General features: G+C 41.0%; 26 protein-coding genes. 18 read left to right on the top strand and 8 right to left on the bottom strand.

Annotation, left to right across the window (positions count from 1 at the left end; genetic code table 11):
* Positions 1–369: 369 nt before the first annotated feature.
* Positions 370–1,839 carry a Na+/H+ antiporter NhaC gene (gene nhaC, locus QPX86_RS02280; protein ID WP_285163981.1) on the top strand — a complete coding sequence of 490 codons (1,470 nt, stop codon included), beginning with the start codon at positions 370–372 and terminating at the stop codon, positions 1,837–1,839.
* A 63-nt stretch (positions 1,840–1,902) separates the two neighbouring features.
* Here nhaC and QPX86_RS02275 read toward each other — a convergent pair whose 3' ends face one another.
* The 3 genes from QPX86_RS02275 to QPX86_RS02265 form a co-directional block, all read right to left on the bottom strand.
* Positions 1,903–2,814, bottom strand: a complete 912-nt coding sequence (locus QPX86_RS02275; protein WP_285163980.1) for an aspartyl protease family protein — start codon at positions 2,812–2,814, stop codon at positions 1,903–1,905.
* Between the two features lie 100 nt (positions 2,815–2,914).
* Positions 2,915–4,267 carry an NAD(P)/FAD-dependent oxidoreductase gene (locus tag QPX86_RS02270; protein ID WP_285163979.1) on the bottom strand — a complete coding sequence of 451 codons (1,353 nt, stop codon included), beginning with the start codon at positions 4,265–4,267 and terminating at the stop codon, positions 2,915–2,917.
* Between the two features lie 106 nt (positions 4,268–4,373).
* Positions 4,374–4,964, bottom strand: coding sequence for a GNAT family N-acetyltransferase (locus tag QPX86_RS02265; RefSeq protein WP_220753772.1), 591 nt, complete (start codon positions 4,962–4,964; stop codon positions 4,374–4,376).
* 207 nt (positions 4,965–5,171) lie between these two features.
* Between QPX86_RS02265 and QPX86_RS02260 the strand changes: the two genes are divergently transcribed.
* The 4 genes from QPX86_RS02260 (at position 5,172) to QPX86_RS02245 (ending at position 9,091) form a co-directional block, all read left to right on the top strand.
* Complete coding sequence (locus QPX86_RS02260) at positions 5,172–5,879, top strand: spondin domain-containing protein (protein WP_285165124.1); 708 nt, start codon at positions 5,172–5,174, stop codon at positions 5,877–5,879.
* A gap of 11 nt (positions 5,880–5,890) precedes the next feature.
* Positions 5,891–6,655 (top strand): spondin domain-containing protein, encoded by a 765-nt coding sequence (locus QPX86_RS02255; protein WP_285163978.1) that lies wholly within the window; start codon positions 5,891–5,893, stop codon positions 6,653–6,655.
* A 144-nt stretch (positions 6,656–6,799) separates the two neighbouring features.
* On the top strand, positions 6,800–7,534 hold the full coding sequence (locus QPX86_RS02250) for a response regulator transcription factor (protein ID WP_220753771.1): 735 nt from the start codon (positions 6,800–6,802) through the stop codon (positions 7,532–7,534).
* A gap of 102 nt (positions 7,535–7,636) precedes the next feature.
* Positions 7,637–9,091, top strand: a complete 1,455-nt coding sequence (locus QPX86_RS02245) for a sensor histidine kinase (protein ID WP_220753770.1) — start codon at positions 7,637–7,639, stop codon at positions 9,089–9,091.
* A gap of 126 nt (positions 9,092–9,217) precedes the next feature.
* Here QPX86_RS02245 and QPX86_RS02240 read toward each other — a convergent pair whose 3' ends face one another.
* The gene (locus QPX86_RS02240; RefSeq protein WP_220753769.1) at positions 9,218–9,436 is read right to left on the bottom strand and encodes a hypothetical protein; all 219 of its coding nucleotides are present in this window, start codon (positions 9,434–9,436) and stop codon (positions 9,218–9,220) included.
* A gap of 313 nt (positions 9,437–9,749) precedes the next feature.
* On the bottom strand, positions 9,750–10,814 hold the full coding sequence (gene hemE, locus QPX86_RS02235) for a uroporphyrinogen decarboxylase (protein WP_153914634.1): 1,065 nt from the start codon (positions 10,812–10,814) through the stop codon (positions 9,750–9,752).
* A gap of 468 nt (positions 10,815–11,282) precedes the next feature.
* On the opposite strand from hemE, the gene rsd reads away from it, so the two are divergent.
* Positions 11,283–11,759 (top strand): sigma D regulator, encoded by a 477-nt coding sequence (gene rsd / locus QPX86_RS02230; RefSeq protein WP_220753768.1) that lies wholly within the window; start codon positions 11,283–11,285, stop codon positions 11,757–11,759.
* A 162-nt stretch (positions 11,760–11,921) separates the two neighbouring features.
* Here rsd and QPX86_RS02225 read toward each other — a convergent pair whose 3' ends face one another.
* The 3 genes from QPX86_RS02225 to QPX86_RS02215 all read right to left on the bottom strand — a co-directional run bounded on the left by QPX86_RS02225 (position 11,922) and on the right by QPX86_RS02215 (position 14,130).
* Positions 11,922–12,965: an MJ1255/VC2487 family glycosyltransferase gene (locus QPX86_RS02225; protein WP_285163977.1), complete on the bottom strand. Its 1,044-nt coding sequence runs from the start codon at positions 12,963–12,965 to the stop codon at positions 11,922–11,924.
* A gap of 144 nt (positions 12,966–13,109) precedes the next feature.
* Positions 13,110–13,622, bottom strand: coding sequence for a phosphatase PAP2 family protein (locus QPX86_RS02220; protein WP_285163976.1), 513 nt, complete (start codon positions 13,620–13,622; stop codon positions 13,110–13,112).
* A 250-nt stretch (positions 13,623–13,872) separates the two neighbouring features.
* Positions 13,873–14,130, bottom strand: coding sequence for a uroporphyrinogen decarboxylase (locus QPX86_RS02215; RefSeq protein WP_220753765.1), 258 nt, complete (start codon positions 14,128–14,130; stop codon positions 13,873–13,875).
* 382 nt (positions 14,131–14,512) lie between these two features.
* Here QPX86_RS02215 and rraA point away from each other — a divergent pair, with 382 nt between their 5' ends.
* From rraA to hemB, 12 genes are all read left to right on the top strand, one after another.
* On the top strand, positions 14,513–14,998 hold the full coding sequence (gene rraA, locus QPX86_RS02210; RefSeq protein WP_220753764.1) for a ribonuclease E activity regulator RraA: 486 nt from the start codon (positions 14,513–14,515) through the stop codon (positions 14,996–14,998).
* A gap of 161 nt (positions 14,999–15,159) precedes the next feature.
* A complete protein-coding gene (locus QPX86_RS02205) occupies positions 15,160–16,197 on the top strand; it encodes a formimidoylglutamase (protein WP_285163975.1) in 1,038 nt (345 codons plus the stop codon).
* Positions 16,198–16,551: 354 nt separating this feature from the next.
* Entirely contained in the window at positions 16,552–17,307 is a 756-nt protein-coding gene (gene ubiE / locus QPX86_RS02200) for a bifunctional demethylmenaquinone methyltransferase/2-methoxy-6-polyprenyl-1,4-benzoquinol methylase UbiE (protein ID WP_220753762.1), read from the top strand.
* Complete coding sequence (locus QPX86_RS02195) at positions 17,307–17,927, top strand: ubiquinone biosynthesis accessory factor UbiJ (RefSeq protein ID WP_285163974.1); 621 nt, start codon at positions 17,307–17,309, stop codon at positions 17,925–17,927. Before ubiE ends, QPX86_RS02195 begins: the two co-directional genes overlap by 1 nt.
* Positions 17,924–19,573 (top strand): ubiquinone biosynthesis regulatory protein kinase UbiB, encoded by a 1,650-nt coding sequence (gene ubiB, locus QPX86_RS02190; RefSeq protein ID WP_285163973.1) that lies wholly within the window; start codon positions 17,924–17,926, stop codon positions 19,571–19,573. Before QPX86_RS02195 ends, ubiB begins: the two co-directional genes overlap by 4 nt.
* A 100-nt stretch (positions 19,574–19,673) precedes the next feature.
* Complete coding sequence (gene tatA, locus QPX86_RS02185) at positions 19,674–19,913, top strand: Sec-independent protein translocase subunit TatA (protein WP_102526388.1); 240 nt, start codon at positions 19,674–19,676, stop codon at positions 19,911–19,913.
* Positions 19,914–19,919: 6 nt separating this feature from the next.
* The gene (gene tatB, locus QPX86_RS02180; RefSeq protein WP_220753759.1) at positions 19,920–20,318 is read left to right on the top strand and encodes a Sec-independent protein translocase protein TatB; all 399 of its coding nucleotides are present in this window, start codon (positions 19,920–19,922) and stop codon (positions 20,316–20,318) included.
* 10 nt (positions 20,319–20,328) lie between these two features.
* Positions 20,329–21,087: a twin-arginine translocase subunit TatC gene (tatC, locus tag QPX86_RS02175; protein WP_220753758.1), complete on the top strand. Its 759-nt coding sequence runs from the start codon at positions 20,329–20,331 to the stop codon at positions 21,085–21,087.
* A 54-nt stretch (positions 21,088–21,141) separates the two neighbouring features.
* Entirely contained in the window at positions 21,142–21,696 is a 555-nt protein-coding gene (locus QPX86_RS02170) for a hypothetical protein (protein ID WP_285163972.1), read from the top strand.
* 2 nt (positions 21,697–21,698) lie between these two features.
* Positions 21,699–22,496 carry a TatD family hydrolase gene (locus QPX86_RS02165; protein ID WP_285163971.1) on the top strand — a complete coding sequence of 266 codons (798 nt, stop codon included), beginning with the start codon at positions 21,699–21,701 and terminating at the stop codon, positions 22,494–22,496.
* Complete coding sequence (locus QPX86_RS02160) at positions 22,496–24,400, top strand: sensor domain-containing diguanylate cyclase (RefSeq protein WP_285163970.1); 1,905 nt, start codon at positions 22,496–22,498, stop codon at positions 24,398–24,400. The genes QPX86_RS02165 and QPX86_RS02160 overlap by 1 nt, the downstream gene beginning before the upstream one ends.
* Positions 24,401–24,426: 26 nt before the next feature.
* Positions 24,427–25,437, top strand: coding sequence for a porphobilinogen synthase (gene hemB, locus QPX86_RS02155; protein WP_055023568.1), 1,011 nt, complete (start codon positions 24,427–24,429; stop codon positions 25,435–25,437).
* The last annotated feature ends 20 nt before the right edge of the window (positions 25,438–25,457 follow it).

The following is a 25,457-nucleotide window of genomic DNA, read 5'->3' as shown; positions in this document are numbered from 1 at the left end:
TGTAACCTTAGCTGCAAATTAGCTTTAATCGCATAAGCAGGATCCAATCCTCTCTTTCTATTAACTAAGTAACATTAAAAACCAAGCTTAATTTCCTCTAGCTTATTTTGTTAATTATGCAACATTAGTCATCCATGATGAGTAAATATGCCTCTTCAATAAACTAAAGATTCAAGAAGGTCTAACTCGACGCTTTTTTCACTATTCTAAAGCATCTAACAAACATCGACTTATCCACTATATCTATGGCAGGATGTCGCACTACTACAAATAAGTAACAGTTGTAGCGGTTAATATTAACAACTAAAGCAACAGCCAATAAAACTCTAAAACGATATCTATAATAAAAATAACATTAGGGATAGCTTCATGTCTGACACTCAACATAAACAGCCGAGCCTGTTTGATGCCCTTGCTCCTGTCATTGCCCTTATCACCATGCTGGGCGCTGCCGTGTACCTTTTCTCTTCTGATAGCTCATCAGGCGCTAATCAAATAGCCTTAATCCTAGCTGCGTGTATTGCCATTGTTATTGGTTATAAAAATGGCTATAGCTGGAACCAAATGGAGCGTGGGATCATTAAAAGTATTGGCGTTGCGACCGGCGCTTTACTGATCTTATTTACTGTAGGTTCACTCATTGGCACATGGATTTTAGCGGGCACAGTTCCGACAATGATTTACTACGGCATGCAAATTCTGCATCCACAGTATTTTTATGCAGCCAGCTGTATTTTATGTGCAGTGGTAGCAATCAGTATTGGTAGTTCGTGGACCGTTGCTGGCACCATAGGTATCGCACTGATTGGCATTGCCTCTGCAATGGGGTTAGATGTAAACATCACCGCTGGTGCCATTATTAGTGGCGCATATTTTGGCGATAAAATGTCACCATTATCAGACACCACCAACCTAGCGCCAGCTGTTGCAGGTTCAAACATTTTCAGTCACATCAAGCATATGACTTGGACAACAGTGCCTAGCATTATCATTGCACTCATCGTGTTTATATTTTTAGGTTTATCGGCCGATGTATCGAGCTTTAACTCACAACTAGGTGACACGCTCACTTTACTTGAGGAGACTTATCAACCTGGGTTGCATTTGCTACTGCCGTTACTGGTGGTGCTCTTTTTAGCGAATAAAAAAATGCCAGCCTTCCCGACCGTGATTATCGGCACACTTGCTGGCGCTATTTGTGCTGCAATATTTCAATTCGACAATGTGGTAGCTTATGTTAATGAGCCTGACTTATTACCTTTAGTCGCTATCGTCAAAGGCATTTGGATAGCAATGTTTGACGGTTATGTGGCAAATACTGGAGATGTAGTTTTAGATAATCTATTAAGTCGTGGCGGCATGAGCAGTATGGTGACAACCGTATGGCTAATTTTATGTGCCATGGCCTTTGGTGGCGTAATGGAAGTCACCGGTTTATTAGCCCGCTTACTTGAAAGCATCATGAGTTTAGTCACAGGCACTAGTAGTTTAATCATCACCACATTAGGCGTATGTATCGGAGCAAATGTGATAACAGCAGATCAGTACATTGCTATTGTGTTACCTGGCCGTATGCTCAAACTTGAATATCAAAAACGTAATTTGGCCGCGGTAAATTTAAGTCGCGCTCTAGAAGATTCGGCTACAGTCACAAGTCCGTTAATCCCATGGAATACCTGTGGTGCATTTATGGCAAGCACTTTAGGCGTTGCGACTATCGCTTACCTACCTTATGCCATCTTCAACTTAGTTTGCCCGTTTATCAGTGCCTCTTATGCCTATTTCAATATCAAAATTGAGCCACTGGATGAATCTAATCTGCTTAATGATGATGCATAATACATTGTCGCGCATATGATATGCACTCATAATAACCATGAGTGCATATCATATAGATACAATCTACGACTCTTCGGGTAAGCCTACATGCATATTTCCAGACTTATAATCAATAGTTAACACAAAATGCTTAAGAACATCATACCCAAGCAATCCTTTAATATTCTTACCTTTAAAACGAGATAAACTGCCATGTTCTTTACCTGAAACGGACTCTTTTTGTCCTGCTGCTGGCACACTAACTTGCACATTCTCTAATGTGAATGGACCAAATTTAACTTCAGGTAATTTAAAACTGTCGACAGAGCCCATACGATTAACTCCGACTGTAATGCCAGATTGAGAACCATACTTTTCTAACCAATCTTCACTCGTAGCAGTCGTTCTTTTTAAAAACAATCCACCATTATTTCCAGTATCCAGTACCAGCCACACATTTTTATCGCCATTGAGGTTAACATTAACAATGGGTTGCCCAGAGCCCCTATCAATTTGCATCGATATATTCTCTAGTTCATGCATATCCAAAGATTCTCTTTCAAATAATCTTAAACGACTATTAGGATAATCTATTTGGAAAATAAATTGTTCCAACAAGCTAGCGCCTAGTAGTAATTGCACTTCGTGATGGCCGAGTCGCAAACCAGCCAGCTTATCTAGTTCTAAATCAACCCCAAACAAGTTGGCTGAAATATTATTAAACAGTTGCCTTTTTTCAACTCCATACACTCCTTGGACATTGACTTTACCGCCTTTATCAAATGTAAAACCATGCCGATTAATAAAGCTTAAATTAATAGCATTCAATTGAGCGCCGCTATCTAGAATGGCACTCCCTTCAATATCATTAATAGTAACAGGCAAAGTAATATGGCCATTTTTGAGTTCAAAGTTAACCCACTCAGTAACAGCATAGGTTTGGAAGGAAATCAGAATCGCACAGATGTAAAGAATCGTTCGAGATATTGCTAACAAGATTAATCATCCATAATTAATTTTAAAAAATCATTGTATTTTCAACAGCATTCTCCTGTCAAAAATAAATAGTAAGAAACTTTAATTAAAGACTATAAACCTAGCTCCATTTATCTTTTAGCCAACCATAATGATAGTAACCCCATTGGCCAAGTCGCCTTGCTTTAGTGAACGGCATTGGTGGCAATGGGGATTGGTACAGAGGCAAATTAGGTAAGGTTTCACCCGCTATACTTTGGGCTAATCGATAAGCTGCTTGAGCACTAAAAGACACACCTGCCCCGCAGTAACCTGAACTATAGCCCACGCCGTTTTTACTATACACATGGGGCATGTCATCCATTGACGCGGCTATCCAACCCGTCCAATTATATGCCACTGCTTTACGGCTCAACTGCGGGAAACATTTATCCATCGCAAGCTTTAGTCGTTGACCGTATATAGGTTTAGCTGCATCTTTACCCCACACAGCTCCGCGCCCACCAAATAATAAACGATTATCTGGCAGCAATCTGAAGTAATACTTTAAAATTCGCGTATCCATGGTCACTTGATGACTGTGTAAACCTGCGGCTTTAAGCTCATCAGCCGTTAATGGTTCGGTGACAATGATATTGCTCAGAATAGGTAAGAATTTATCATCAATGGCCCCATGCAATCGTTTAGGAGAATATCCATTGCCAGCCATGATCACCTTATTGGCAACAAGCTCTCCTTGCTCTGTGATGAGTCGATGCTTACCGCCCTCTTCTATCCAATCAAGTACGCAGGATTGCTCGTTAATGGTTATTCCCAGCTTTTCAACCATGGACTTATAACCCAGCAATAGCTTAAGAGGGTTAATCCCAAAGCCGTCATTAAGCCTTAAGGCGCCATAAGCTTGATGATGATTAAGGTATTGGTTTCTAAATGCTTCAGCATTGATAAACTCCGCTGTAAAATCACTGTCTTTGGCCATATTTTGCTGAATAAAATCGGCGGCAGACTTAAGACTGCTAAGGGCTTTAGGGTTATGTGCCACTTTAAGATAACCTTTATCTTGAGGCTCACATTGGATTTGATGTTGATTAATCAAACCTTCCACCCGATTAACTGCTTGAGTGAATTCAGTGTAAATACCTTGGGCGGTGGTCATATCCCAGCGTTTTGCCATAGCCGAGTAACCCAACCTTCCCGAGCCTTTTAATACAAAGCCTGCATTACGTGCACTGGCACCAAAACCCACTTGGTTTGCTTCAAGTACATGGCAATCAATATTGTATTCAGTTGCTAAATAGTAAGCCGTAAGCAGGCCTGTGTAGCCACCACCGATAATGGCCACATCGGTCTGCTGACAGCCATTTAATGCGGGCAATAATTTAGGCAGTGCTTGCGTACTCGCCCAGTAGCTATTAGCTAAAGGCTGTGATGCTGGCGATGCCGCAAGCAAGGGGTCATAGAACTGTTGAGACATGAACTAATACTCAAAATTAAAGTACATGGTAAAAATTACGTGGTGATACGTTAAAATGAAACTGCAGGTAAATAACCGCTTCGCCTTAACACTCATTTGATTTCAATTAACTAAAATCTATCACCATTTCACAAGCCGTGCAGTGACAATCATCCCCGCACAAAACACAAAGGTAATCACTATTATCATGTTGTTGATTCCAGCGGCTTGGATGTTCTTTTATCAGCTTGCCTCCGGCATGGCTAAAATAACCAACAGCTGAGTTATTGGGGCTTTGTTGCCATAAATGACTCACACCCGCTTTTGCTCCTTGCTGTTTTACTGCCTCAATTGAGGCTTGCAGTAACTGCGAACCAATTCCTTTACCTCGCTCAGTTTCTGCAACGGTATTGCATTTGAAGTAACACATATCCTCAATGCCTACCGGCCATTTTTCAGGTGTACACCATAGATCAACTGGCCACTTTCCAGCGGCATAAGTTAGCCTAAAACCGACAATCCCAGCTTTCGACTTATGAATATTATTAGTTGGTGATATTTGTTCACCTTCTGCGATAAAGTGGGCATTGATATTATTTTTTATACCCATTTGATAAATTTTTTCAAGCGAAGATAAATTTAAATACCCTTCACCATGAACCAAGTTACCGAGTTCAATAACTTCTTGAAAGTCATCAGGAGTTAAGCTTCTTATCATTATTATTTTGACTCCATGTTGTCATAATATATCGCCAAGATAGCACAATTATTTAGCGAAAATAACGATGTTAAACTTTTGTGATAATTTGGCGATAACACAGTGAGATCCCTTTGGCAGAATCGAATGCAATTAAACAAAAGGAGCTCTGTTATGAAATCATCAGTCTTAAAGGCATCAGCAAACAATACGTCAGTTTCAAAATCAATGGCCACCAAAGCCAGTCTACTTTCTTTAGGTCTAGTGGCTGCTGGTTTATTCAGTGTTTCTGCAGCAGCTGCAGAATTAGAAATTAGCGTAGTGAACTTAACTCACGGTAACCATTTCACCCCATTGCTTATTGCAGCACATGATGCTGATAGCCACTTATTTGAAGTCGGCGGCACTGCGACCCCTGCACTACAGAAAATGGCAGAAGGTGGTGACATTGGTGATTTAGATGCCGCAGTGACAGGCGCGGGCGGTCAAACTTCTGCTAATCCTGCAATGGGTTTATTAGCGCCAGGCGCAACCGTTAATGAAGTGATGCTCGATTCTATAGAAATGACTCATTTATCTATCGTTGCGATGGTGTTACCGACCAATGACGCCTTTATTGGTTTAGATGGATGGGAAATCCCTACAGAGGCTGGTAGCTATACCTTGTACCTTAATGCTTATGATGCTGGTACAGAAGCCAATGACGAAATGGTTAATGGCGGCGGTATGTCTGGGGTACCAGGTATCCCTGCGGCGCCGGGCGGTGATGCAGGCATGAATGGTACTGGTGTTATGGACGGTTCAAGCAATAGCTATGTTCATATTCATCCAGGTGTTTTAGGTGATACCGATGCTGCTGGCGGCGCAAGTGATTTAGATAGCCGTATTCACCGTTGGTTAAACCCTGTGGCGAAAGTAGTTGTTACCGTCAAATAAGGGGATTCGCGATGAGAAACTTAACCAATAATACAAATATGCAAAGTCATAAATTCAGCCACAAATATAGCCTTACTGCAGTGGCGTTAATTGCGGTATTAGGATTAACGGGTTGTTCTGATGACGATGACGACACACCAACGCCAGAACCTATTACGCCAGCAGAACCTGCAGTTGTAATGCAAACTTACACTGTGACAGTAACAAACTTAACCGCCAACCAACCTATGTCGCCAATTGCCATTGCTTCGCATAGTGCAGACGTCATGTTATGGCAAGCAGGTGAAGCGGCCAATGTTGCACTCGAAAAAATAGCTGAGGGTGGCGATGCTACTGATGTTGCAACGATTGAAGGAATTAACACTACAGTTAGCGGCGCAGGCATATTAATGCCTGGAATGTCTGAAACTATCACTGTAACGCTGAATGAAGCCGATGTTGCCAACCTTACTGTAGCAACCATGCTAGTCAATACCAATGATGCATTTACTGGTCTTAATGGTTATGACATCACCATGTTAGAAGTTGATGATTCTGTGTCGATGCGCGGTATGGTTTACGATGCAGGAACCGAAGCTAACTCAGAAGCAAAAGGCACAATGCCTGGGCCTGCTGATGGCGGCGAAGGATATAACTCTGAGCGCGATGATGTTGATTTTGTCCATATTCATCCGGGTGTTATCACTATGTATGACGGTCTAATGGATAGTGTATTAACACCATCACATCGTTTTGATAATCCTGCTGTGGCCATTTCAATTAGTCGCACAGAATAACTGATACGAGCAAACCAGTTTAGCTGGTTTGCTCCATTCTCAGGTTATCGGAAGACTTGTTCATTTAACATAAATTAAACAAGTTGAAATTTAATCTCCCCAAGTCAGGTCTGCTCAATAGGGATCTGATTTGGGAAATTTTAGATGAACGATAACACTAAGCATAACGGCCATCAGATAAAGCAGCATATTTTACTGGTTGAAGACGAACAAGACTTAGCCAAGTTAATTATGTTGAATCTGACCGCATTAAATTACGAAGTGTTTCATGCCACTACGTTAAGCCGAGCCATGCAGATAATCGACTCTAAGGCGCTGGATTTGATCTTAATGGATCGAATGCTACCTGACGGAGACGGTATTATGCTTTGCCAGCAACTACGTGAAGCTGGAAAGTCATTACCTGTCATGATGCTCACAGCTAAAGATTCTGAAGCCGACATTGTGCTGGGTTTAGAAGCTGGCGCAGATGATTACTTAGTCAAACCCTTTAGTGTTTTAGAGCTTAGAGCTCGCGTTAAAGCCATGCTTAGGCGCAGTAAAGTGCAACAAATACAGACTGAACAGCTGGAATTTAATGGGGTGACGATTAACTCAACCACCCGTGAAGTGGTATCAAATAACAGCGCTTTAGAACTCACGGCAAGAGAATTTGATTTATTGCTGTTTTTAGCTCAGCACCCTCAACAAGTATTCAGCAGAATGCAGTTACTCGAAGCGGTTTGGGGCTATAACTATGACGGTTATGAACACACGGTAAACAGCCACATTAACCGTTTACGCACTAAACTTTCGAACAGCCCAGGTCATCCAGAGTTAGTTAAAACCGTCTGGGGAGTAGGTTACAAATTTTCTCCACCAGCTGCAGAGGCACATTAGTTAACTTCAACTCGGGTTAATAGCACCAGTAATTAATAGCAGCAGTAATTAATAGCAACGGTCGTTACTTACACCAGTCGATACCAAGGTAGGTTTCACATTATGAATCGATTATTTAACCGACTCTTCCTCTCTGCGACTGTGGTTGTATTGCTGTTATTTGTCGCTTTGTGGCAATGGCTACAGCTAAACCATGAGTTCAGCCGTAATCAAATCCAGCAATCTTTACATCTGCAACTTGCTGAGCACATGGCACATATCAACCCCTTACTCTCTCAAGGCATTACCTCTGACGCTGCTTTAAAAGAAGCTTTTCATGATTTTATGTTGCTGGGGCCAAGCTTTGAAATCTATACGCTCGATCCTGAAGGAAGAGTCGTTGCTTACGATGCAAAAGAAGAAAAAATTAAAAAAGACCGCGTAGATTTAAACAAGATCCAGCAGTTTATTGCCGGTCGTGACCTCCCCATTTTAGGCACAGATCCTCGCTCTACCGAAACCCAAAAGATATTTTCAGTTAGCCCACTGGTGACCGAAAACGGACTTCATAGTGGTTACTTATATGTCATTATTGGCGGTGAAGATTACGACAGTTGGCAGGCGCTAATTAACTCAGAAAACCAGCCTAAACTCTGGGGAGCAACTATCGGTTTTTGGATCATTTTTGCATTGATTTTATTTGTATTGTTATTAGGTTTTTTCACTCGCCCCATTCAAAAGCTGGCCAGTGATTTAACACGCTTGAAAGATGCACCGCTTGAAGAAAACTTGACCCTACCCGACCGCTACAATGGCAGTTTAGAAATCAAGAACCTAAGTGAGCACATTAACCATTTATTGCAAGAATTGAATCGTCAACATCAACAAGTCAAACGCCAGCAACAAGCCAAACACGACTTTTTATTACACTTATCGCATGACTTGAAAACGCCATTAACGTCGTTGATTGGTTATATCGATACTTGGTTGCTTTCACCTCCTGATGAACGTCAGCCTGAGTACATAGAATACGCAGCCAATTCAGGGCAAAACTTACAGCAACTCTTGTCACAATTACTTGAACTTGCAGCACTGGAAAATGGTCAGATAAGTGCTCAGATTAAACAAATCAATTTACGCGAAGTGTTACTCGACTTACAGCAAACTTTTGCGCCGAGAGCCCAAAAACTGGGAGTAACTTTAGATTTTGATGTAACCGATGAACTGCAGGTTTATACCGACCCTCAATTAATGCGTCGAATATTGAATAACCTCGTTGATAATGCACTGCGTTACACGCCCAAACATGGCACCATTACGGTATACAGCGAAACCCTAAATGGACATAGTTGGCTAGCAGTTAAAGATACAGGTGCAGGCATGCACAAACATGAAGTCGAAGCGTTAAAGCAATTATCGATGCATCAACTTAATTTTGCCCCCGATCAACCCCTACCGCAACTGGGAGTTGGCCTTGCCATTGTCAGGCAGTTGCTTGGATTATTAAAGTGCCGTATAGATATCAAAAGTACTCCGGGAAAAGGCAGTCACTTTATGATCGAATTAGCCATAATCTAACTCATTTATATAAATTCAAAAATAACAAAGCCACCTTTGAAGGTGGCTTTGACATTTGCGTACATCAATATAACCTGCAATAAAAGTAAACCCTGAGTAGAGTTATCTTTAGCGGATTACTTGGTGTTAACCATTGGCAATTGATTGATACACTTTTTTGATTTTATGGAAGAAAAGACTAGCAAAACCAGCGAATAAGCATATCCACATGAATAATACTGATACAACCGTTATAAATTGCCCCATGTAATAATCGGCATTAGCAACGTAGATGTAATGAGTACCTGGAAGTAGTGCCGCAAAAATAGCAAAGAACACTAAAGCAACAATAATTTGAATTTTCATATTTAACTCTCTTTTTAGCGAAGGCTACTAGATGTGGCTTCCATCCCATCATGAAACAAAGCTAGTTAGCTTGATACAATTTATCCTCAGAATGAATATAAAATATCAAATTAACTCCCTGAATAGTTTTGCAAAGATCACAAATTAGAATATCTCATTCTCACTTTGTGATATCACACACCACATAATTTATAGGTGACATACCAAACTTAGCAGGCCTTCACCAAACCTCTACTTATTTTACACAATAAAAAAGACGAGCAATGCTCGTCTTTTGTCGCGTCATTAAGATGCATTAAACTTTAGCAAAAAATTACTTGTGGTATTTGCCCGATAACTCATGAACTGAGTTAATGAACGAACCAGCATGTTCAGGATTAACATGTTGGTGAATACCATGGCCCAAGTTAAATACATGACCAGTACCTTCACCGTAAGATGACAAGATTTGGTCAACTTCTTGATGAATACGCTCAGGAGATGCGTAAAGTACAGATGGGTCCATGTTACCTTGAAGAGCAACTTTTTCACCAACACGACGACGTGCATCGCCAATATCAACAGTCCAGTCTAAACCTAGTGCGTCACAACCTGTTTCAGCCATCGATTCTAACCATAGTCCGCCACCTTTAGTGAATAAGGTAACTGGTACTTGGCGACCGTCTGCATGGCGAGTTAAGCCATCAACGATTTTTTGCATGTAACGTAGTGAGAATTCACGGTAAGCATGGTGAGATAACGCACCGCCCCATGAATCGAAAATCATTAACGATTGAGCGCCGTTAGCAACTTGTGCATTTAGGTACAAGATAACTGAGTCAGCTAACTTGTCTAATAGCATGTGTAATGTTGCTGGCTCTTCGTAAGCCATTTTCTTGATTTTTTCGAAAGTTTTGCTTGAACCACCTTCAACCATGTAAGTCGCAAGTGTCCAAGGAGAGCCAGAGAAACCAATTAATGGTACTTCACCTTTTAGTTCACGACGAATAGTGCTTACTGCACGCATCACGTAACCTAATTCGTCTTCTGGATCTGGAATGCAAAGCTTTTTAATTGAATCGATAGTATCAGTAGGACGTTCAAAACGTGGGCCTTCGCCAGTTTCGAAATATAAACCTAAACCCATCGCATCTGGAACGGTAAGAATATCTGAGAATAAGATTGCAGCATCTAAGTCGTAACGACGAAGTGGCTGTAAAGTCACTTCACATGCTAAATCTTGGTTCTTACAAAGAGACATAAAGTCGCCCGCTTCTGCGCGAGTCGCTTTATATTCAGGTAGATAACGTCCAGCTTGACGCATCATCCAGACAGGCGTTCTGTCAACAGGCTGTTTTAATAAAGCGCGTAAATAACGATCATTCTTTAATTCTGCCATTGGGCTTGATTCCTAAACATATAGTGATATCCGCTGGCGCGTAGTTTAGCACTTATGCGATTAATGTAACCAGCGATGCTAAATTAATGTGAACTAACACCCCAACTAGTATCGAATTTGCTAATACAATCGTTATCATGCTCACAGAATACTCATAATTAGGTACTATACAGGCCTAATTGGATAAAAAAGTTGCACCTCTTGTTCGCCTTTGGTATAAAAAGTCTGCGCTAGCAAGAACAATCAAGAAGCACGATAAATCGAGCCCTTAAAAAATCTATTTGCCCAGTGATAGCTTGCTATCACTGGGCATTTTTCTTTATATAGCTTTCCGCATTATTATTATTCTCTATCAAATAACGCTTTATCTGGTCGATCCATTCGATCTTTTACAGAAAATAGTTGATCAATAGTTACTTTCTCTCATACATTAAGTGTTATGGATTAGTTGTAAAACTGGAATTAGCTATGCTGACAAAACTCGAAAAAGCCGAACAGAAATGGGGCGGGTCTAATAAACTTGTCGATCAATGGCTACAACATCGCAGAGTATTACTGATCCAATATTTTAAAATTGCTGGTCTTGCACCATATACCATGCCAGCAAAAAGTCTGCCTAAAGCCGATGCTGTAAAACAATTCTGTGCACAATTGGTCGATTACGTCTCTGAGGGACACTTCGAGGTTTATGATCAAGTGGTCAACGAATGCGAGAAGTTCGGCGAAACCAGTAAAGCCCGAGCCCAGCTACTACTGCCACAAATTAGCGAAACAACTGATGCAGCACTGGACTTTAATGATAAATACACTGAAGCCGATAATGACGATGTGTTAATGGATTTAGATGCTGATTTATCCAAATTAGCTCAAGCGATGGAAACTCGCTTTGCTTTTGAAGATGAGCTGTTAGAACAACTGTATGAGCATCATTCAAAAGCCAGTTAATAGCCTTTTAAACAATGCCAATATCCTTTCAATGTAAATATAAACGCTCTCTTTGCGGTAAATAAAAGAGAGCTCCCAAGTGTAATAAAAGTGCTACCCACTCCATTCGGAGTTATGCACACTGTGCAATATACTCACGCTCAAAATAATTTAGCTCTACAATTATTTACGCCAATTGTCTGGCAACTCTACCTGCGACCATAAATCGTTACACAGTACTTGATGCTGGTGCCAGTCACCTTGTTTTAACCATTTCACCAATGCATCACCTACCTGCGGGTATTTTATTGCTTTAGGCGAAGCTGATTTTAACCAGCGGTTTAAGATCAACCCATCGAGCTTTTCCATACTCTGCGCTGCGGCAAGTAATTCTAGTGCAGCCACATTAGATGACTGCTCGAATTGGCCTAATAATGGTTTTACCAACAGCTTTTTGCCAAGCGTCATTGCCTCACTAGCTAATTCAAACCCAGCATTACCAATCACTCCTCCACACTGTGACATATGTTTTTTAAAACCAACTCGATTAAACCCAAACCAATTGATATGTTCAGGTAAATCGAGTGTAGGTTTATCTGCGTGATACACAAAGAACTGGTAATCATTAAAGGGGCTGAGAAATTTAGCGATTGCGTCAGCGTTTTCAAAAGGAAGATAAACTAATATCTGATGGCTATGATCACCTCCATTTGGCTCCACTTCCACAAAGGGTGGCAATATTGGAAAACCAAAGTGATGCCAATGGCAGCCCAATTTAATATCCGTCGGGGCAAAGTTATTCAAAAGTATTTCATCAAACCAACTCATTCCCTGCTTAGGTACGGGATACTGCAGCGCAGCTTGATGACTAATACTAATCGAAGTGACCCCTTGTTTTTTAGCCGCCCAAGCTGTGACTGGTTCAAAGTCATTGAGTACTAAATCGTAGTCAGTCAAATCCATTTGCTGAACTTCCGACAAAATCGGCGAGGTCACATTACGTTTAACGGTTTTCGTTAAATTAACTCGGCCGCCTTCAGTGATGAACGACATGCCTTTTCTGACTTGATAATCACCGAAGCACTCCATATCAAAATATTGGTCTTCATTGCGGCCACTAAATAAAAAATCCACTTCTATATCTGTTTTACTCAATGATTTCGCCATGACTCGTGCGCGACTAATATGGCCATTTCCAGTCCCTTGAACACCATATAATATTTTCATAAAGTTCCTTGTGTTAACACGTGCTGATTGCAGCAAGCCAAATATGGCAGTGCGCAGGTTATTTTTATTGTTTAGTAAAACTAAATTCGTACTTAAGCTTCCTGCGTGTCACTAATAATAAGGCGACACAATAGTATCGATAGGTTAAACAAATTGACCTGCCAATAGGACAGCGCCCATTCCTAACCCCATTCCCGCCAAGATATCTAACGGATAATGAACCCCTAAAGCTATGCGCGATAACCCAATAAATATCGCCCAAGCAAAGGCTATAGGCGCAAGTGCGGGGAAAATATTCAACACCACCGAAGCCATAATGAACGCTGCAGCGGTATGGCCTGACGGTAAACTGAATTTATCTGAAGGTTGAAAATCAGACTCAAATCCAGCAAAAGCAGCACAGGGACGGGTGCGACGAATTGAATTTTTTAATAGTAAATACAGTGGCAGCTCAATGACGTAACTCAGCAGCATCAAGTTAAAAAGCTGACCACCTTGGGGATGAAGAAACAGCAAACCCACACCAATATATACATAGAAGTGCCCATCACCAGTGGCTGATACTTTTTTGGCAAAGTCAGTTAATTTATGATCTCGGCAAAAAGTCAAAATACGACAAAACAACAGTTTATCTAAAGTTGCTATGTTAAACGTCATGCCCCTAGCCATAATAAATCCCTATTGATTAATTGTTATTCAACCATTGTAAGAACTGTAATTATTGCCAATGACGCTGACGTGACATTCTGTCGAAGGTTTTATGACAAAATATTGATTGGGACGTTTAAGAATAAGAAGTTATAGATTAAAGGGGGCGCAAATAAGGAATGATAATATACAGAGGAGTAATGAAATTAAGGTGCCTTATTAATTATTCATTAGTAAGACACCTCATTTAGCAGCAAACTTAAGCAGATGCCTCTTCAAGGCTGTCCGACTTACTTGTGCGATAAATTTTGATCAAATGAAATATATTGATCCCAGCAACAAATGCATTCATGCCTGCAACTGGCCATGCTTCAATTTGTACACCGTAAATAACGAATAATGTACAACCGACAAAGTTTAACCAACGTAGCCAAATAATATCTTTCATCATTAATGAGATAGCCACCATAACCGATGCGCCATAACCAATGATTTCAACAACGTCTAACCCTTCCATAAGAACCTCTCATTAAGGCCCTCTGCCATCCATAAGCGTTACGGGGGGTCCGTGCCCCTAAAGCAAATAAAACAAACTGCATTTAATTAAGCACTGATATTAACAAAAATTCATACAGGGTTGTAATAAAAATCCGTAATATGATGACTAAGATCAAAATTTGTTGCACTCACAGCGCATAATGTAAGTTATTTTCTTACAGACTGGATTAAACTGAATCATTCTGACTTTTTATAACATCGGTTTATAAATCAACTTGTTGCTTTATCGCAATCTGGTGATGAATATCGCTGTTAATTTCATAAAAAGCTCATATAATTCATTTAAGATTGCTTAACTACTAGCGAGAAGTCATAAATCGCTACCCCCAAGGAGTGTCACTATGGAATACAACACCTCAGAATTGTGTGATATGTATTTAGATGTTGTTGATGTCGTCGAACCTATGTTCAGTAACTACGGCGGTACGAGCTCTTTTGGTGGTTCTATTAGCACCATTAAATGCTTCGAAGATAACGGCCTTATTGCTGACGCACTTCAAGCTGAAGGCGAAGGTAAAGTATTATTAGTTGATGGTGGTGGTTCTATGCGCCGCGCACTAGTCGATGCCTCAATTGCTGAAATTGCTGTTGCTAACAAATGGGAAGGCATTATCGTTTATGGTTCAGTTAGAGACGTAGACGCACTAGAAGAAATGGACATTGGCATTCAAGCATTGGCTTCAATTCCAATTGGTGCTGATAGCAATGGAGTCGGCGAAGTCGAAATCCCAGTTAATTTTGGTGGCGTGACCTTCTTACCTTTCGACCATATTTATGCTGATAACACAGGTGTAATTTTATCACCTGAAGCATTAGATATTGAATAACAGTTTAAGCATTGCTTAAATTGACTAAAGCCAGCTATGCTGGCTTTTTTATTGCCTCATTCACATGAGGAATATATGCTATTTTGTACAAACAATGACCCCTTATTATATTAAGACAAATAATAACAATAATAATAACGACGACAATTTAAGTAGGCCCTATGCTACAAGTTATGACTCAAACTTGGTTAGACACATTTATTTCCACCCGCGAGGGCGAAACTAAATTAGGTCAGCAAGTCCAACTACTAAAAAGCCCTCAAGCTAAGACAAATCAGCTCAAGCAATCATTGCAAGATGCCAAAACCCAAGGTGCACAATTTGTTATCCTAGGAATAAGTGAAGATGCTGGCCCAAGAGCTAATTTAGGCCGCGGGGGCTCAACCACAGCATTTAATGCAGCGTTAGGTCAGCTACTTAATTTTCAGTCGAATCGTTACCTCAACGGCCGAGAATGTTTGATTCTAGGTAATATTGAACCTAAAACAATAGACAGTAACGCCACTACAGAACAATTAAGACAGGCCACTGCTGCGCTTGATAATCAAGTCATTGAAGTGGTAACTCAAATCCTTGCTGCAGATCTCGAGCCTATTGTCATTGGCGGCGGTCATAATAACGCCTATGGACTATTGATGGCGACAAAGGCGCATTTCAATCAAGCTGCAGCTGCCGTTAACTTAGATCCTCACAGCGACTTTAGGCCAAGAGAAGGCAGACACAGCGGCAATGGGTTTAGTTATGCCGCCGCAAACGGGGCGTTAGCTTATTATCATGTATTAGGCTTACACGAGCTTAAAAACAGTGAAACAACCCTAGATCAACTGAGTTTATTTGGCGGTCATTGGCATAGCTTTCAACAAATATGGGTAAGACGCGAAATCAGCTTTGAAGATGCATTAAAAGCGATTGCTAACAATTTAAATCAAACCCAACTACCTGTCGCACTCGAGCTCGATGTAGATGCTATTGCGAAAATGCCTAGCAGTGCCTCAACCTATGCTGGCGTGCCTTTATTAGATGCCTGTCATTACATTCATTATATTGCCAAACACTGCCAAACAGCTTATTTACACATTGCAGAAGCGGCACCACAATGCCATGAAGCCGGTGAAATAGCGGGCAATAGAGATGTAGGTCAAAGTGTCAGCGAATTGATTTACGCATATATTCAAGCAAAAAAGCCAGTTCAATATTAAAAGAATAGTTAAGTGAATGGTTAATTAAAAAATTAAGTTCATATTAGTGAGTTGGCCTATTTGGCTCACTAAAATTGAACCCTGTATTTACATTGAACGTATGAATTATTGTTCATGCTATGTTTTCAATAATTACAGACTATTCAATATCGAATAGATTTATGGTCTAATGCAGGGCAATTTTTATGGCGCCTTTATGCAGAGTGTCAAGTAACACCACTGAATCAAATCTGCAGGGCTACATTCCAAGCTGTTTCTAGTAAACTGGATCACACTCTCGCTGATTAAAGTTTCTGCAAAGCAAGCAATGGCATACACTCGCAGTTAATTACCGCACATTATAGGAATACACAGATGTCTGAGGGCGACCCAAAGAACACTCATTTTGGTTATAAAACCGTTGATTCAGAAAAGAAAGCTGACTTAGTCGCTGACGTATTTCACTCGGTTGCTGCTAAATACGACATCATGAACGATGTAATGTCATTTGGTGTTCATCGTTTCTGGAAACGTCACACGATTGCAACTGCTGGCGCGCGTCCAGGCATGAAAGTATTAGATTTAGCTGGCGGCACTGGTGACCTTACCGCTAAGTTTTCACATTTAGTTGGCGATCGTGGCCAAGTTGTTTTAGCTGATATCAATGACTCAATGCTTAAAGTTGGTCGTACTAAACTGCGTGACAAGGGTATTGTCAGCAACGTTAACTACGTACAAGCCAATGCTGAAGCTCTGCCATTCCCTGATAACCACTTCGATATTATTACGATTGCATTTGGTTTACGTAACGTGACAGATAAAGATGCAGCATTGCGATCAATGCGCCGCGTGTTAAAGCCAGGTGGTAAGTTACTCGTCCTTGAGTTCTCTAAACCGCAACACGAAGTAATGCGCAAAGTTTACGACTTATATAGCTTCAAAGTGTTACCAAAAATGGGCGCATTAATTACTCAAGATGCAGACAGCTATGAATACTTAGCTGAATCTATTCGTATGCACCCAGATCAAGAAACATTAAAGCAAATGATGATTGATGCAGGTCTTGAGCAAGTGGATTACACCAACATGACTGATGGTGTTGTTGCCTTGCACCGTGGTTATAAGTTCTGATGCAACCCAACCATTTTTCATTACTGACTTGCGCGGCCTTAGAAACTGCGATTACGCAGCTACAAGCGCAAGATCAGGGTGAATATGCTCGCCTTAAAAATTTACACGGTAAAGTTTTCTGCATTCAGTTAAGTCAACTCGAATGGCCGTTATACTTGGTATTTGCTAAGCAAATTCAAGTGCTCAGTATCTATGAAGGCGAAGTGGATGTCAGTGTTACCGCTGACGCCACAACACTGTACCAAATATCTGAAGGCGAAAGCCTCACGGAGCTGATTAAACAAGACAAACTGAAACTTGATGGTGACATCAATTTACTGCAAACCTTCAGCCATTATCTACGTCATATTGAATTAGATTTTGCTGAGCCTTTGTCTCGTTATATCGGTGATGCACCAACGCATATGTTGGTGTCTGGCAGCAAACACTTTGCTAATACTGCAAAGCAAATATTCGAAAAGTCGCGTTCTCACGTTGGCCAATTAACCACCGAAGAATATCGTCTTGCGCCTCATCAAATAGAATTCATTCATTTTCGTGATAATCTTGAAGACCTTGTCGAAGAGACCTCAACGATTGCTTCACGAATTGATAAATTAAGAGAAAAAATTACCCCATGACAATTGCAAGTATCAGGCGCGGTTATCAAGTCATCAAGACTGTATTACATTACGGCTTAGATGATGTTTTACCTCATAAGAAAACACCCTGGTACTTCTCTCTTCTGCGTAATAGCTTTTTTTGGATTCGCAATCAACACAAAGATAAACCTGCCGCCGAGCGTCTAAAACTTGCGATGCAAGAGTTAGGGCCTGTGTATATCAAGCTCGGACAAATGTTGTCGACCCGCCGTGACTTATTAAATGATGAGTGGGCAGAAGAGCTTGCCATGCTTCAAGACAGAGTCCCACCGTTTGACTCTGCTTTAGCACGTGAAGCCATTGAAGCTGAATTAAAAGCGCCAATTGAAAGCCTATTCGATAACTTTGACGATACCCCACTTGCCTCGGCTTCAATCTCACAGGTTCACACAGCCAATTTAAGAGAAAATGGCGCTGAAGTCGTGCTAAAGGTACTCCGCCCTAATGTTGAAGCGCAAGTTAAAGCTGATTTACAGCTTATGTGCCAAGCAGCCGACTTACTCGAAAAACTCTTAGGTGAAGGTAATCGTCTGCGCCCTGCTGAAGTGATTGAAGATTACCGCACCACGATTCTTGGTGAACTCAATTTAAAGCTTGAAGCATTAAATGCAGTTAAACTTCGCAACAACTTTTTAGATTCAGACGCCTTATATGTACCTTATGTTTACGAAGATTATTGCTTTACTCGCCTGATGGTTATGGAGCGAGTTTATGGTATTCCGGTTTCAGATGTTGAGGCGCTCAAAGCTCAGGGTACTAATTTAAAATTACTTGCTGAACGTGGTGTAGAACTGTTTTTCACTCAAGTATTCCGTGATAATTTTTTTCATGCCGATATGCACCCTGGCAATATTTTTATTAGTCGTGAGCACCCAGACAATCCATTCTATATCGGTATGGACTGCGGCATCATGGGCACATTAAACGATGTCGACAAACGCTATTTAGCTGAAAACTTTTTAGCCTTCTTCAACCGTGACTACCAGCGTATTGCACAGCTTTACATTGAATCGGGTTGGGTTTCGGAAAACACTGATGTATTGGCGTTTGAACAAGCCGTTAAAGTGGTTTGTGAGCCAATGTTCAACAAACCATTAGATGAGATATCATTTGGCCATGTGCTTTTAGAACTGTTCCGCACAGCCCGTCAATTCGACATTGTCGTGCAACCACAATTAGTGTTACTTGAGAAAACCTTACTGTATATCGAAGGTTTAGGGCGTCAGCTATACCCTCAACTTGATTTGTGGTCTACCGCTAAACCATTTTTAGAGCAGTGGATGTCTGAGCAAGTAGGTCCTAAGGCAATTTTTGATAAAGTTAAAATGAAGACACCTTATTGGGCCGAAAAACTGCCAGAATTTCCAGAGCTTATCTATGACAACTTAAAAGCCGGCAGAAAGTTGCTTGGAACACAACAACAAATGCTTGATAAGTATTTGAAGTTTCAACACAAAGCTCATAAAAGTAACTACTTGTTAATTACATCTGCCGTATTATTGATCTGCGGCACACTATTATTAAATCAAGACGCTACACTATGGCCTTCTTATATTTGTCTAACTGCAGGTATAGTGCTTTGGTTCACAGGATGGCGATCCAGACCAAAGAATCGGAAATTTTAACTAGCACTTATTCATTAGAGGTTCATAATACTCAATGTAATAAAGGTTATAATTTTGACTTTATTCAACATCACTTGTTTATTCTATAGAGGAAATGTTCATGGGCGGCATCAGTATTTGGCAGCTTCTTATCGTTGCGTTAATTGTTGTTTTGTTATTCGGAACTAAAAAGTTACGTTCTTTAGGTGGTGATTTAGGTGGCGCAGTTAAAGGCTTCAAAAATGCTATGAATCCTGAAGACGAAGAGAAAAAGTCTTTAGAAGATAAAGATAGCACTGCGAAAACTTCACAACAGGCAACTGAACAAAAGTCCGAGTCAAAGGACAAAGAACAGGCGTAATTCATTATGTTCGACGGTATTGGCTTTATGGAGCTACTGCTGATTGGAATTTTGGGGCTAGTGGTTCTCGGCCCCGAAAGACTTCCAGGTGCAGTACGTTCAATCTCTGGGTGGATTCGCTCATTAAAGCGAATGGCAAACTCTGTTAAAGACGAATTAGAGCAAGAGCTTAAAATCGAAGAGCTTCATGCTGACTTGAAAAAAGCAGAAAGCAAAGGTTTGTCTAACCTATCTCCTGAATTACAAGAGTCTATTGATCAGCTAAAGGATGCTGCGCAATCAGTTAATCGTCCCTACCAAGTAGAAGACGTGAAAAAGGATGCGCCAGCGGCACAGCCTACTGAAGTTGCCACGCCAACAACTGAGCAAACTAACGACTCTACCAGTTCAAATACCAAAAGCTAGCGGGTAATCAATGTCACAACAGCTACCTCTCATTAGTCATTTGCTTGAATTGCGTAATAAATTACTCAGAGCTATCGGCAGTGTTTTGCTGGTTTTCATCTGTTTAGTTTACTGGGCAAATGATATTTACCATTACATGGCGATTCCATTAATGCAGTCACTGCCTGAAACAAGCAGTATGATTGCTACCGATGTAGCTGCGCCATTTTTCGCCCCATTCAAATTAACTTTAGTTTTAGCATTTTTTGTGGCGATTCCGTATGTGTTATATCAAGCTTGGTCATTTGTTGCGCCAGGTTTATATAAACACGAAAAACGCCTAGTCACGCCACTTCTGATTAGCAGTACCTTACTGTTTTATTCAGGAATCGCGTTTGCTTATTACATTGTGTTCCCTGTTGTATTTGGCTTTTTCACCAGTGTAGCCCCTGAAGGTGTCACGGTTGCAACCGATATTAGCAGTTATTTAAGCTTCATTCTTAAGCTATTTTTTGCCTTTGGTTTAGCCTTCGAAATCCCAGTTGCTGTGGTATTAATGTGCTGGGCAGGGGTTACAACACCTGAAGAGCTAAAATTAAAACGACCTTATATTGTCGTTGGCGCTTTTGTGGTCGGCATGATGCTGACACCTCCTGATATTATTTCACAAACAATGTTAGCGATTCCTATGTTAATATTGTTCGAAGGCGGATTATTAGCTGCGAAGCTATATACGCCAAAAGAAGATACAGATAATGAAGAGTCTGAGAGCGAACGTACCGACAGTTAATACTGCATATGATACTCATGGACTAGTAAAACAATAATAAAGAAGGATTCTGTTATGCGTTTAACCTTGGTTGCCACGTTTGCTTTGGCTATCTCTTCACAAGCTCATGCTAACATTGAGCAACAACTGGCAAATTGTGCCAGCCATACTGATAAATTAGACCGCCTAATGTGTTACGACGCATTGGCGGCTTCAGTAAAATCTCCAGTTCCAACTCAACTTCCTGCAGCCTCTGCCGTTTCTGCAAGCGCACCAGCTGTCGTAGCGCCTGTAGCTGCAACGACTGCCGTTACGACAACGACTAATGCTGCGGCAACGACAACCTCGCCTCAAACTGTCAGTTCGGTAGAGCAAGAGTTTGGTTTAAAGAAAGTATCAGCTGAAGAAGATGAACTGCGTCTATACGCTGAAGTATTATCAGTTAAGAAAGATCCTTATGGCTCCTTAATAGTGACCCTGTCTAACAACCAAACTTGGAAGCAAGTCGGCACAGAGCGCTATAAACTTAAAGTGGGTTACAAAGTTTATATTGAAAAAGGGGCTCTAAGTTCATATTTGTTAGGCACTGATGACCGTAATTCAACCATGCGAGTTAAACGTCTAAACTAATCATGTCTCAGCATATCGATATTGCAGTTAATCTACTGAGTAGTCGATTAGCTGCTGATATAGACAGCGTTATAAACAATGCGGTGGAACATCATGTTTCACCGTTAATCGTTATCGGCAGTGATATTGCCGAGAGTATCGAGTCTGCCAACCTTTGTCAGCAATACCCAACTAAACTCTATAGCACTGCAGGCATTCATCCACATCAGGCCAGTAGCTGGGATGACGACAGCCTCTCACAGTTAACTCAATTAGCTTCAAGTAAACATGTTGTGGCCATAGGTGAGTGCGGTTTAGACTACAATCGTGATTTTTCCCCTCGGGATAAACAGCGTCAAGCCTTTGAAGCGCAATTAGCGTTAGCAGCTCAACTGAAAATGCCAGTATTGATGCATTGTCGAGATGCTCATGATGATTTCATTCGCATTTTGGAGCAATACCGCCATAAATTGCCCAATGCTGTTTTGCATTGCTTTACTGGCTCCAAGGAAGAGTTACTAGAGTGCTTAGCCTTAGATATATATATTGGTATTACTGGTTGGGTATGCGATGAAAGACGCGGTGCAGAGCTTGCCAACATAGTGCCATTAATCCCAAATAATCGTCTTATGGTTGAGACGGATAGCCCGTACCTTTTACCAAGAAGTATGCGGCCAAAGCCTAAATCAAGCAAAAACCTACCTCAATATTTGCCCTATATTGTCGAGTCCATTGCAAAATTACGTGGCCAAAGCTATCAAGAGTTATCAGCACATTGTTATGCCAATAGCACTCGTTTCTTTAGGCTGGGCAGTCAATAATGAAACTGGCAGTCCCTCAGTTAACCCCGTTTTTTATCCTTGGGTTATTATTTTTCATATTGGTTACTAGCGCTAAAAGTTATGCCAATGAGCACACAAATACCCCACTCAGGCTGACTGAATCCTCCATTACTAAAATAGACTTAATTGATTGGTTATATATCCATGACTCGAACGATATTGAAGAGCTGGCAAGGCTAAAGCTGCACAATAATGGTCAAAAGCATTGGCGTAAATTAACCACTAAAGACATGCGTCATATTGGCGCTAAAAACACTTGGGTTAGTTTCAGCATTTATAACCCCAATGATCATTTATCAAGAATCATAGCGTTAGATAATCCATTATTAGACAGTTTGAAACTATTTCACTTAGTTAATAATGATTTAAAACAAGTGGAACTGATGGGCGACACTTTACCTTTCGAGCACAGACCCTTACAAAGTAATTTATTTTTATACCCTTTTGATATGAACCCAGGTGAGCTGCATACCTTTTACTTCAAAATCAATAACCGAGGGAGCCTCAATATACCACTGGTACTTTGGAGCAATAATGACTTTAGCCATGCAATCGAAGCGCAAAGTTTAGCCTATGGATTTCAAATTGGTATCTTGAGTGCAATCGGCATTTTCAGCTTATTTATTGCTCTAGCATCTGGTTCATTTAGTTACAGCTATTATAGTGGTTATGTCATTTCTCTAACTGTCATTGTCACAAGTATCCACGGTATTTCATTTCAATATTTATGGCCAAACTTACCGACGCTTCAGCAACTTGCTATACCCATGTTAATTCCAATCGCTCTTGCTTTCGCTCTCATGTTCACAGAAAAGGTCATGCAGCTTAAGTATCACAACAAGCGTATGTTGTTGTTGGGGCGCTATCTGGCAGTTTACTGCATACTGTTAAGCTTGGTCGTTTCCTTTTTAGACTTCAAACTCGCACTCTATTTACTGGCTCTATCGGTAATAACTATCAGTTTCGTCTTGATTCTTTTTTCCTTGTATCAAGTCATAAAAGGCACTAAAAACGCTAGGCTTCATGCCATTGGGCGAATTGGGCTATTCATAGGTTCGTTGCTAAGTGGTTTGATTTATCTCGGCCATATAGATTTGCAAATACTGCCGCAAACCCCAGTCATGATTGGATTAACTTTTGAAGTTATTACCATGGGCGCAGTATTGGCAATGCGCTATAACGACGAGCGCAAAGCTAAACTGCAAATGCAGCAAAAAGCACTTGAGCAAGCCGTGCGTTTACAGCAGAATCGTGACGAAGCATTACGTGCTGAAGCAAAAGCCAACGAACGCCTTGAACAAATGGTGGCACAAAGAACCTTAGAGTTAGAAGTCACCTTACGCGAGTTAAATGACGCTAATCAAAAACTCACTCAACAAAACACGATTGATAGCTTAACTGGGGTTAAAAATCGCAGTGCATTCGATAAACGATTAACTGCCGAAGGTCGCATTAGCCGACGTCAGCAAACACCATTAGCGGTGTTAATGGTGGATATTGATAAGTTCAAGGCAATTAATGATGAGCATGGGCATCTTGCTGGTGACCACTCAATTAAGGTGATTGCCACAACAATTTCAGACTTTTTAAAACGTCCAACCGATCTGGTGTCACGTTTTGGTGGTGAAGAGTTTGCTATTATATTACCGAATACTGATAGTGAAGGGGCGATGCTGCTAGCGGAAAAAATTCGTGTAGCAATATCTGAATTATCAATTGATTGGGAAGATAGCCCTATTCCTCTTTATGTAAGTATCGGAGTCAGCGCGACGGTAATTGAAACCGATGACCACCCAACTCAGTTACTTGAACAAGCAGATAAAGCGCTTTATCAAGCTAAGCGCAGTGGACGAAACCAAGTATGCGAGTTTTCGTCAGAATAAGAGCAAATTAATTTCAGGAGTCGAATGTGAATATTATTACTAGTGCGTTTCCACAGCGCAGAATGCGCCGCATGCGTAAACATGATTTCAGCCGCCGTTTAATGTCAGAAAACAAATTATCGGTAAATGATCTTATCTACCCAATGTTTATTCTTGAAGGTAACAATCGCACTGAACAAGTGGCTTCTATGCCAGGTGTTGAACGTTATTCAATCGATTTATTGCTTAAAGAAGCGGCTGAACTCGTTGAATTAGGTATTCCGCTTATTGCCTTATTCCCTGTGACTCCAGCTGAAAAGAAATCATTAATGGCTGAAGAAGCTTATAACCCTGATGGGCTAGTTCAACGTGCTGTGCGTGAACTAAAGCAAGCTTTCCCAGAGTTGGGCGTGATGACTGATGTGGCTTTAGATCCATTCACGACTCATGGTCAAGATGGCATTATTGATGATGAAGGTTATATTCTTAACGACATCACCACTGAAATCTTAGTCAAACAAGCCCTATCTCATGCTGAAGCAGGTGCTGATATTGTTGCGCCTTCTGACATGATGGATGGCCGTATTGGCGCTATCCGCGAAGCACTGGAAGCTGCGGGTCATGTGAATACCCAAATTATGGCTTATTCAGCCAAGTACTCTTCTAGCTACTATGGCCCATTCCGTGATGCAGTAGGCTCAGCGGGCAACCTTAAAGGTGGCAACAAGCACAGCTATCAAATGGATCCTGCGAACAGTGACGAAGCACTTCACGAAGTCGCATTAGATATTCAAGAAGGTGCTGACATGGTGATGGTTAAACCTGGTATGCCATACCTTGATATCGTGCGTCGGGTCAAAACAGAGCTAGCAGTCCCTACGTTTGCTTACCAAGTGAGTGGCGAATACGCTATGCATATGGCAGCAATTCAAAACGGTTGGTTAGCAGAAAAAGCCATCGTAATGGAATCATTACTTTGCTTTAAGCGTGCTGGTGCTGATGGCATTTTAACCTATTTTGCCAAATCTGCTGCTCAGTGGCTTAAAGAAGACAAATAAAAATTATTGATTGTTTTAAA

It is taken from the genome of Shewanella goraebulensis (assembly GCF_030252245.1).
Lineage (GTDB): Bacteria > Pseudomonadota > Gammaproteobacteria > Enterobacterales > Shewanellaceae > Shewanella > Shewanella goraebulensis.
The sequence above is the reverse complement of the archived record's forward strand: the minus strand, read 5'-3'. Positions and strand labels throughout refer to the sequence as shown.

Excerpts from the sequence above, each read along its gene's own strand:
- nhaC (WP_285163981.1), top strand. The coding sequence starts at position 370 with ATGTCTGACACTCAACATAAACAGCCGAGCCTGTTTGATGCCCTTGCT.
- QPX86_RS02270 (WP_285163979.1), bottom strand. The coding sequence starts at position 4,267 with ATGTCTCAACAGTTCTATGACCCCTTGCTTGCGGCATCGCCAGCATCA.
- QPX86_RS02265 (WP_220753772.1), bottom strand. The coding sequence starts at position 4,964 with ATGATAAGAAGCTTAACTCCTGATGACTTTCAAGAAGTTATTGAACTC.
- QPX86_RS02260 (WP_285165124.1), top strand. The coding sequence starts at position 5,172 with ATGGCCACCAAAGCCAGTCTACTTTCTTTAGGTCTAGTGGCTGCTGGT.
- QPX86_RS02255 (WP_285163978.1), top strand. The coding sequence starts at position 5,891 with ATGAGAAACTTAACCAATAATACAAATATGCAAAGTCATAAATTCAGC.
- QPX86_RS02250 (WP_220753771.1), top strand. The coding sequence starts at position 6,800 with ATGAACGATAACACTAAGCATAACGGCCATCAGATAAAGCAGCATATT.
- QPX86_RS02245 (WP_220753770.1), top strand. The coding sequence starts at position 7,637 with ATGAATCGATTATTTAACCGACTCTTCCTCTCTGCGACTGTGGTTGTA.
- QPX86_RS02240 (WP_220753769.1), bottom strand. The coding sequence starts at position 9,436 with ATGAAAATTCAAATTATTGTTGCTTTAGTGTTCTTTGCTATTTTTGCG.
- hemE (WP_153914634.1), bottom strand. The coding sequence starts at position 10,814 with ATGGCAGAATTAAAGAATGATCGTTATTTACGCGCTTTATTAAAACAG.
- rsd (WP_220753768.1), top strand. The coding sequence starts at position 11,283 with ATGCTGACAAAACTCGAAAAAGCCGAACAGAAATGGGGCGGGTCTAAT.
- QPX86_RS02225 (WP_285163977.1), bottom strand. The coding sequence starts at position 12,965 with ATGAAAATATTATATGGTGTTCAAGGGACTGGAAATGGCCATATTAGT.
- QPX86_RS02220 (WP_285163976.1), bottom strand. The coding sequence starts at position 13,622 with ATGACGTTTAACATAGCAACTTTAGATAAACTGTTGTTTTGTCGTATT.
- QPX86_RS02215 (WP_220753765.1), bottom strand. The coding sequence starts at position 14,130 with ATGGAAGGGTTAGACGTTGTTGAAATCATTGGTTATGGCGCATCGGTT.
- rraA (WP_220753764.1), top strand. The coding sequence starts at position 14,513 with ATGGAATACAACACCTCAGAATTGTGTGATATGTATTTAGATGTTGTT.
- QPX86_RS02205 (WP_285163975.1), top strand. The coding sequence starts at position 15,160 with ATGCTACAAGTTATGACTCAAACTTGGTTAGACACATTTATTTCCACC.
- ubiE (WP_220753762.1), top strand. The coding sequence starts at position 16,552 with ATGTCTGAGGGCGACCCAAAGAACACTCATTTTGGTTATAAAACCGTT.
- QPX86_RS02195 (WP_285163974.1), top strand. The coding sequence starts at position 17,307 with ATGCAACCCAACCATTTTTCATTACTGACTTGCGCGGCCTTAGAAACT.
- ubiB (WP_285163973.1), top strand. The coding sequence starts at position 17,924 with ATGACAATTGCAAGTATCAGGCGCGGTTATCAAGTCATCAAGACTGTA.
- tatA (WP_102526388.1), top strand. The coding sequence starts at position 19,674 with ATGGGCGGCATCAGTATTTGGCAGCTTCTTATCGTTGCGTTAATTGTT.
- tatB (WP_220753759.1), top strand. The coding sequence starts at position 19,920 with ATGTTCGACGGTATTGGCTTTATGGAGCTACTGCTGATTGGAATTTTG.
- tatC (WP_220753758.1), top strand. The coding sequence starts at position 20,329 with ATGTCACAACAGCTACCTCTCATTAGTCATTTGCTTGAATTGCGTAAT.
- QPX86_RS02170 (WP_285163972.1), top strand. The coding sequence starts at position 21,142 with ATGCGTTTAACCTTGGTTGCCACGTTTGCTTTGGCTATCTCTTCACAA.
- QPX86_RS02165 (WP_285163971.1), top strand. The coding sequence starts at position 21,699 with ATGTCTCAGCATATCGATATTGCAGTTAATCTACTGAGTAGTCGATTA.
- QPX86_RS02160 (WP_285163970.1), top strand. The coding sequence starts at position 22,496 with ATGAAACTGGCAGTCCCTCAGTTAACCCCGTTTTTTATCCTTGGGTTA.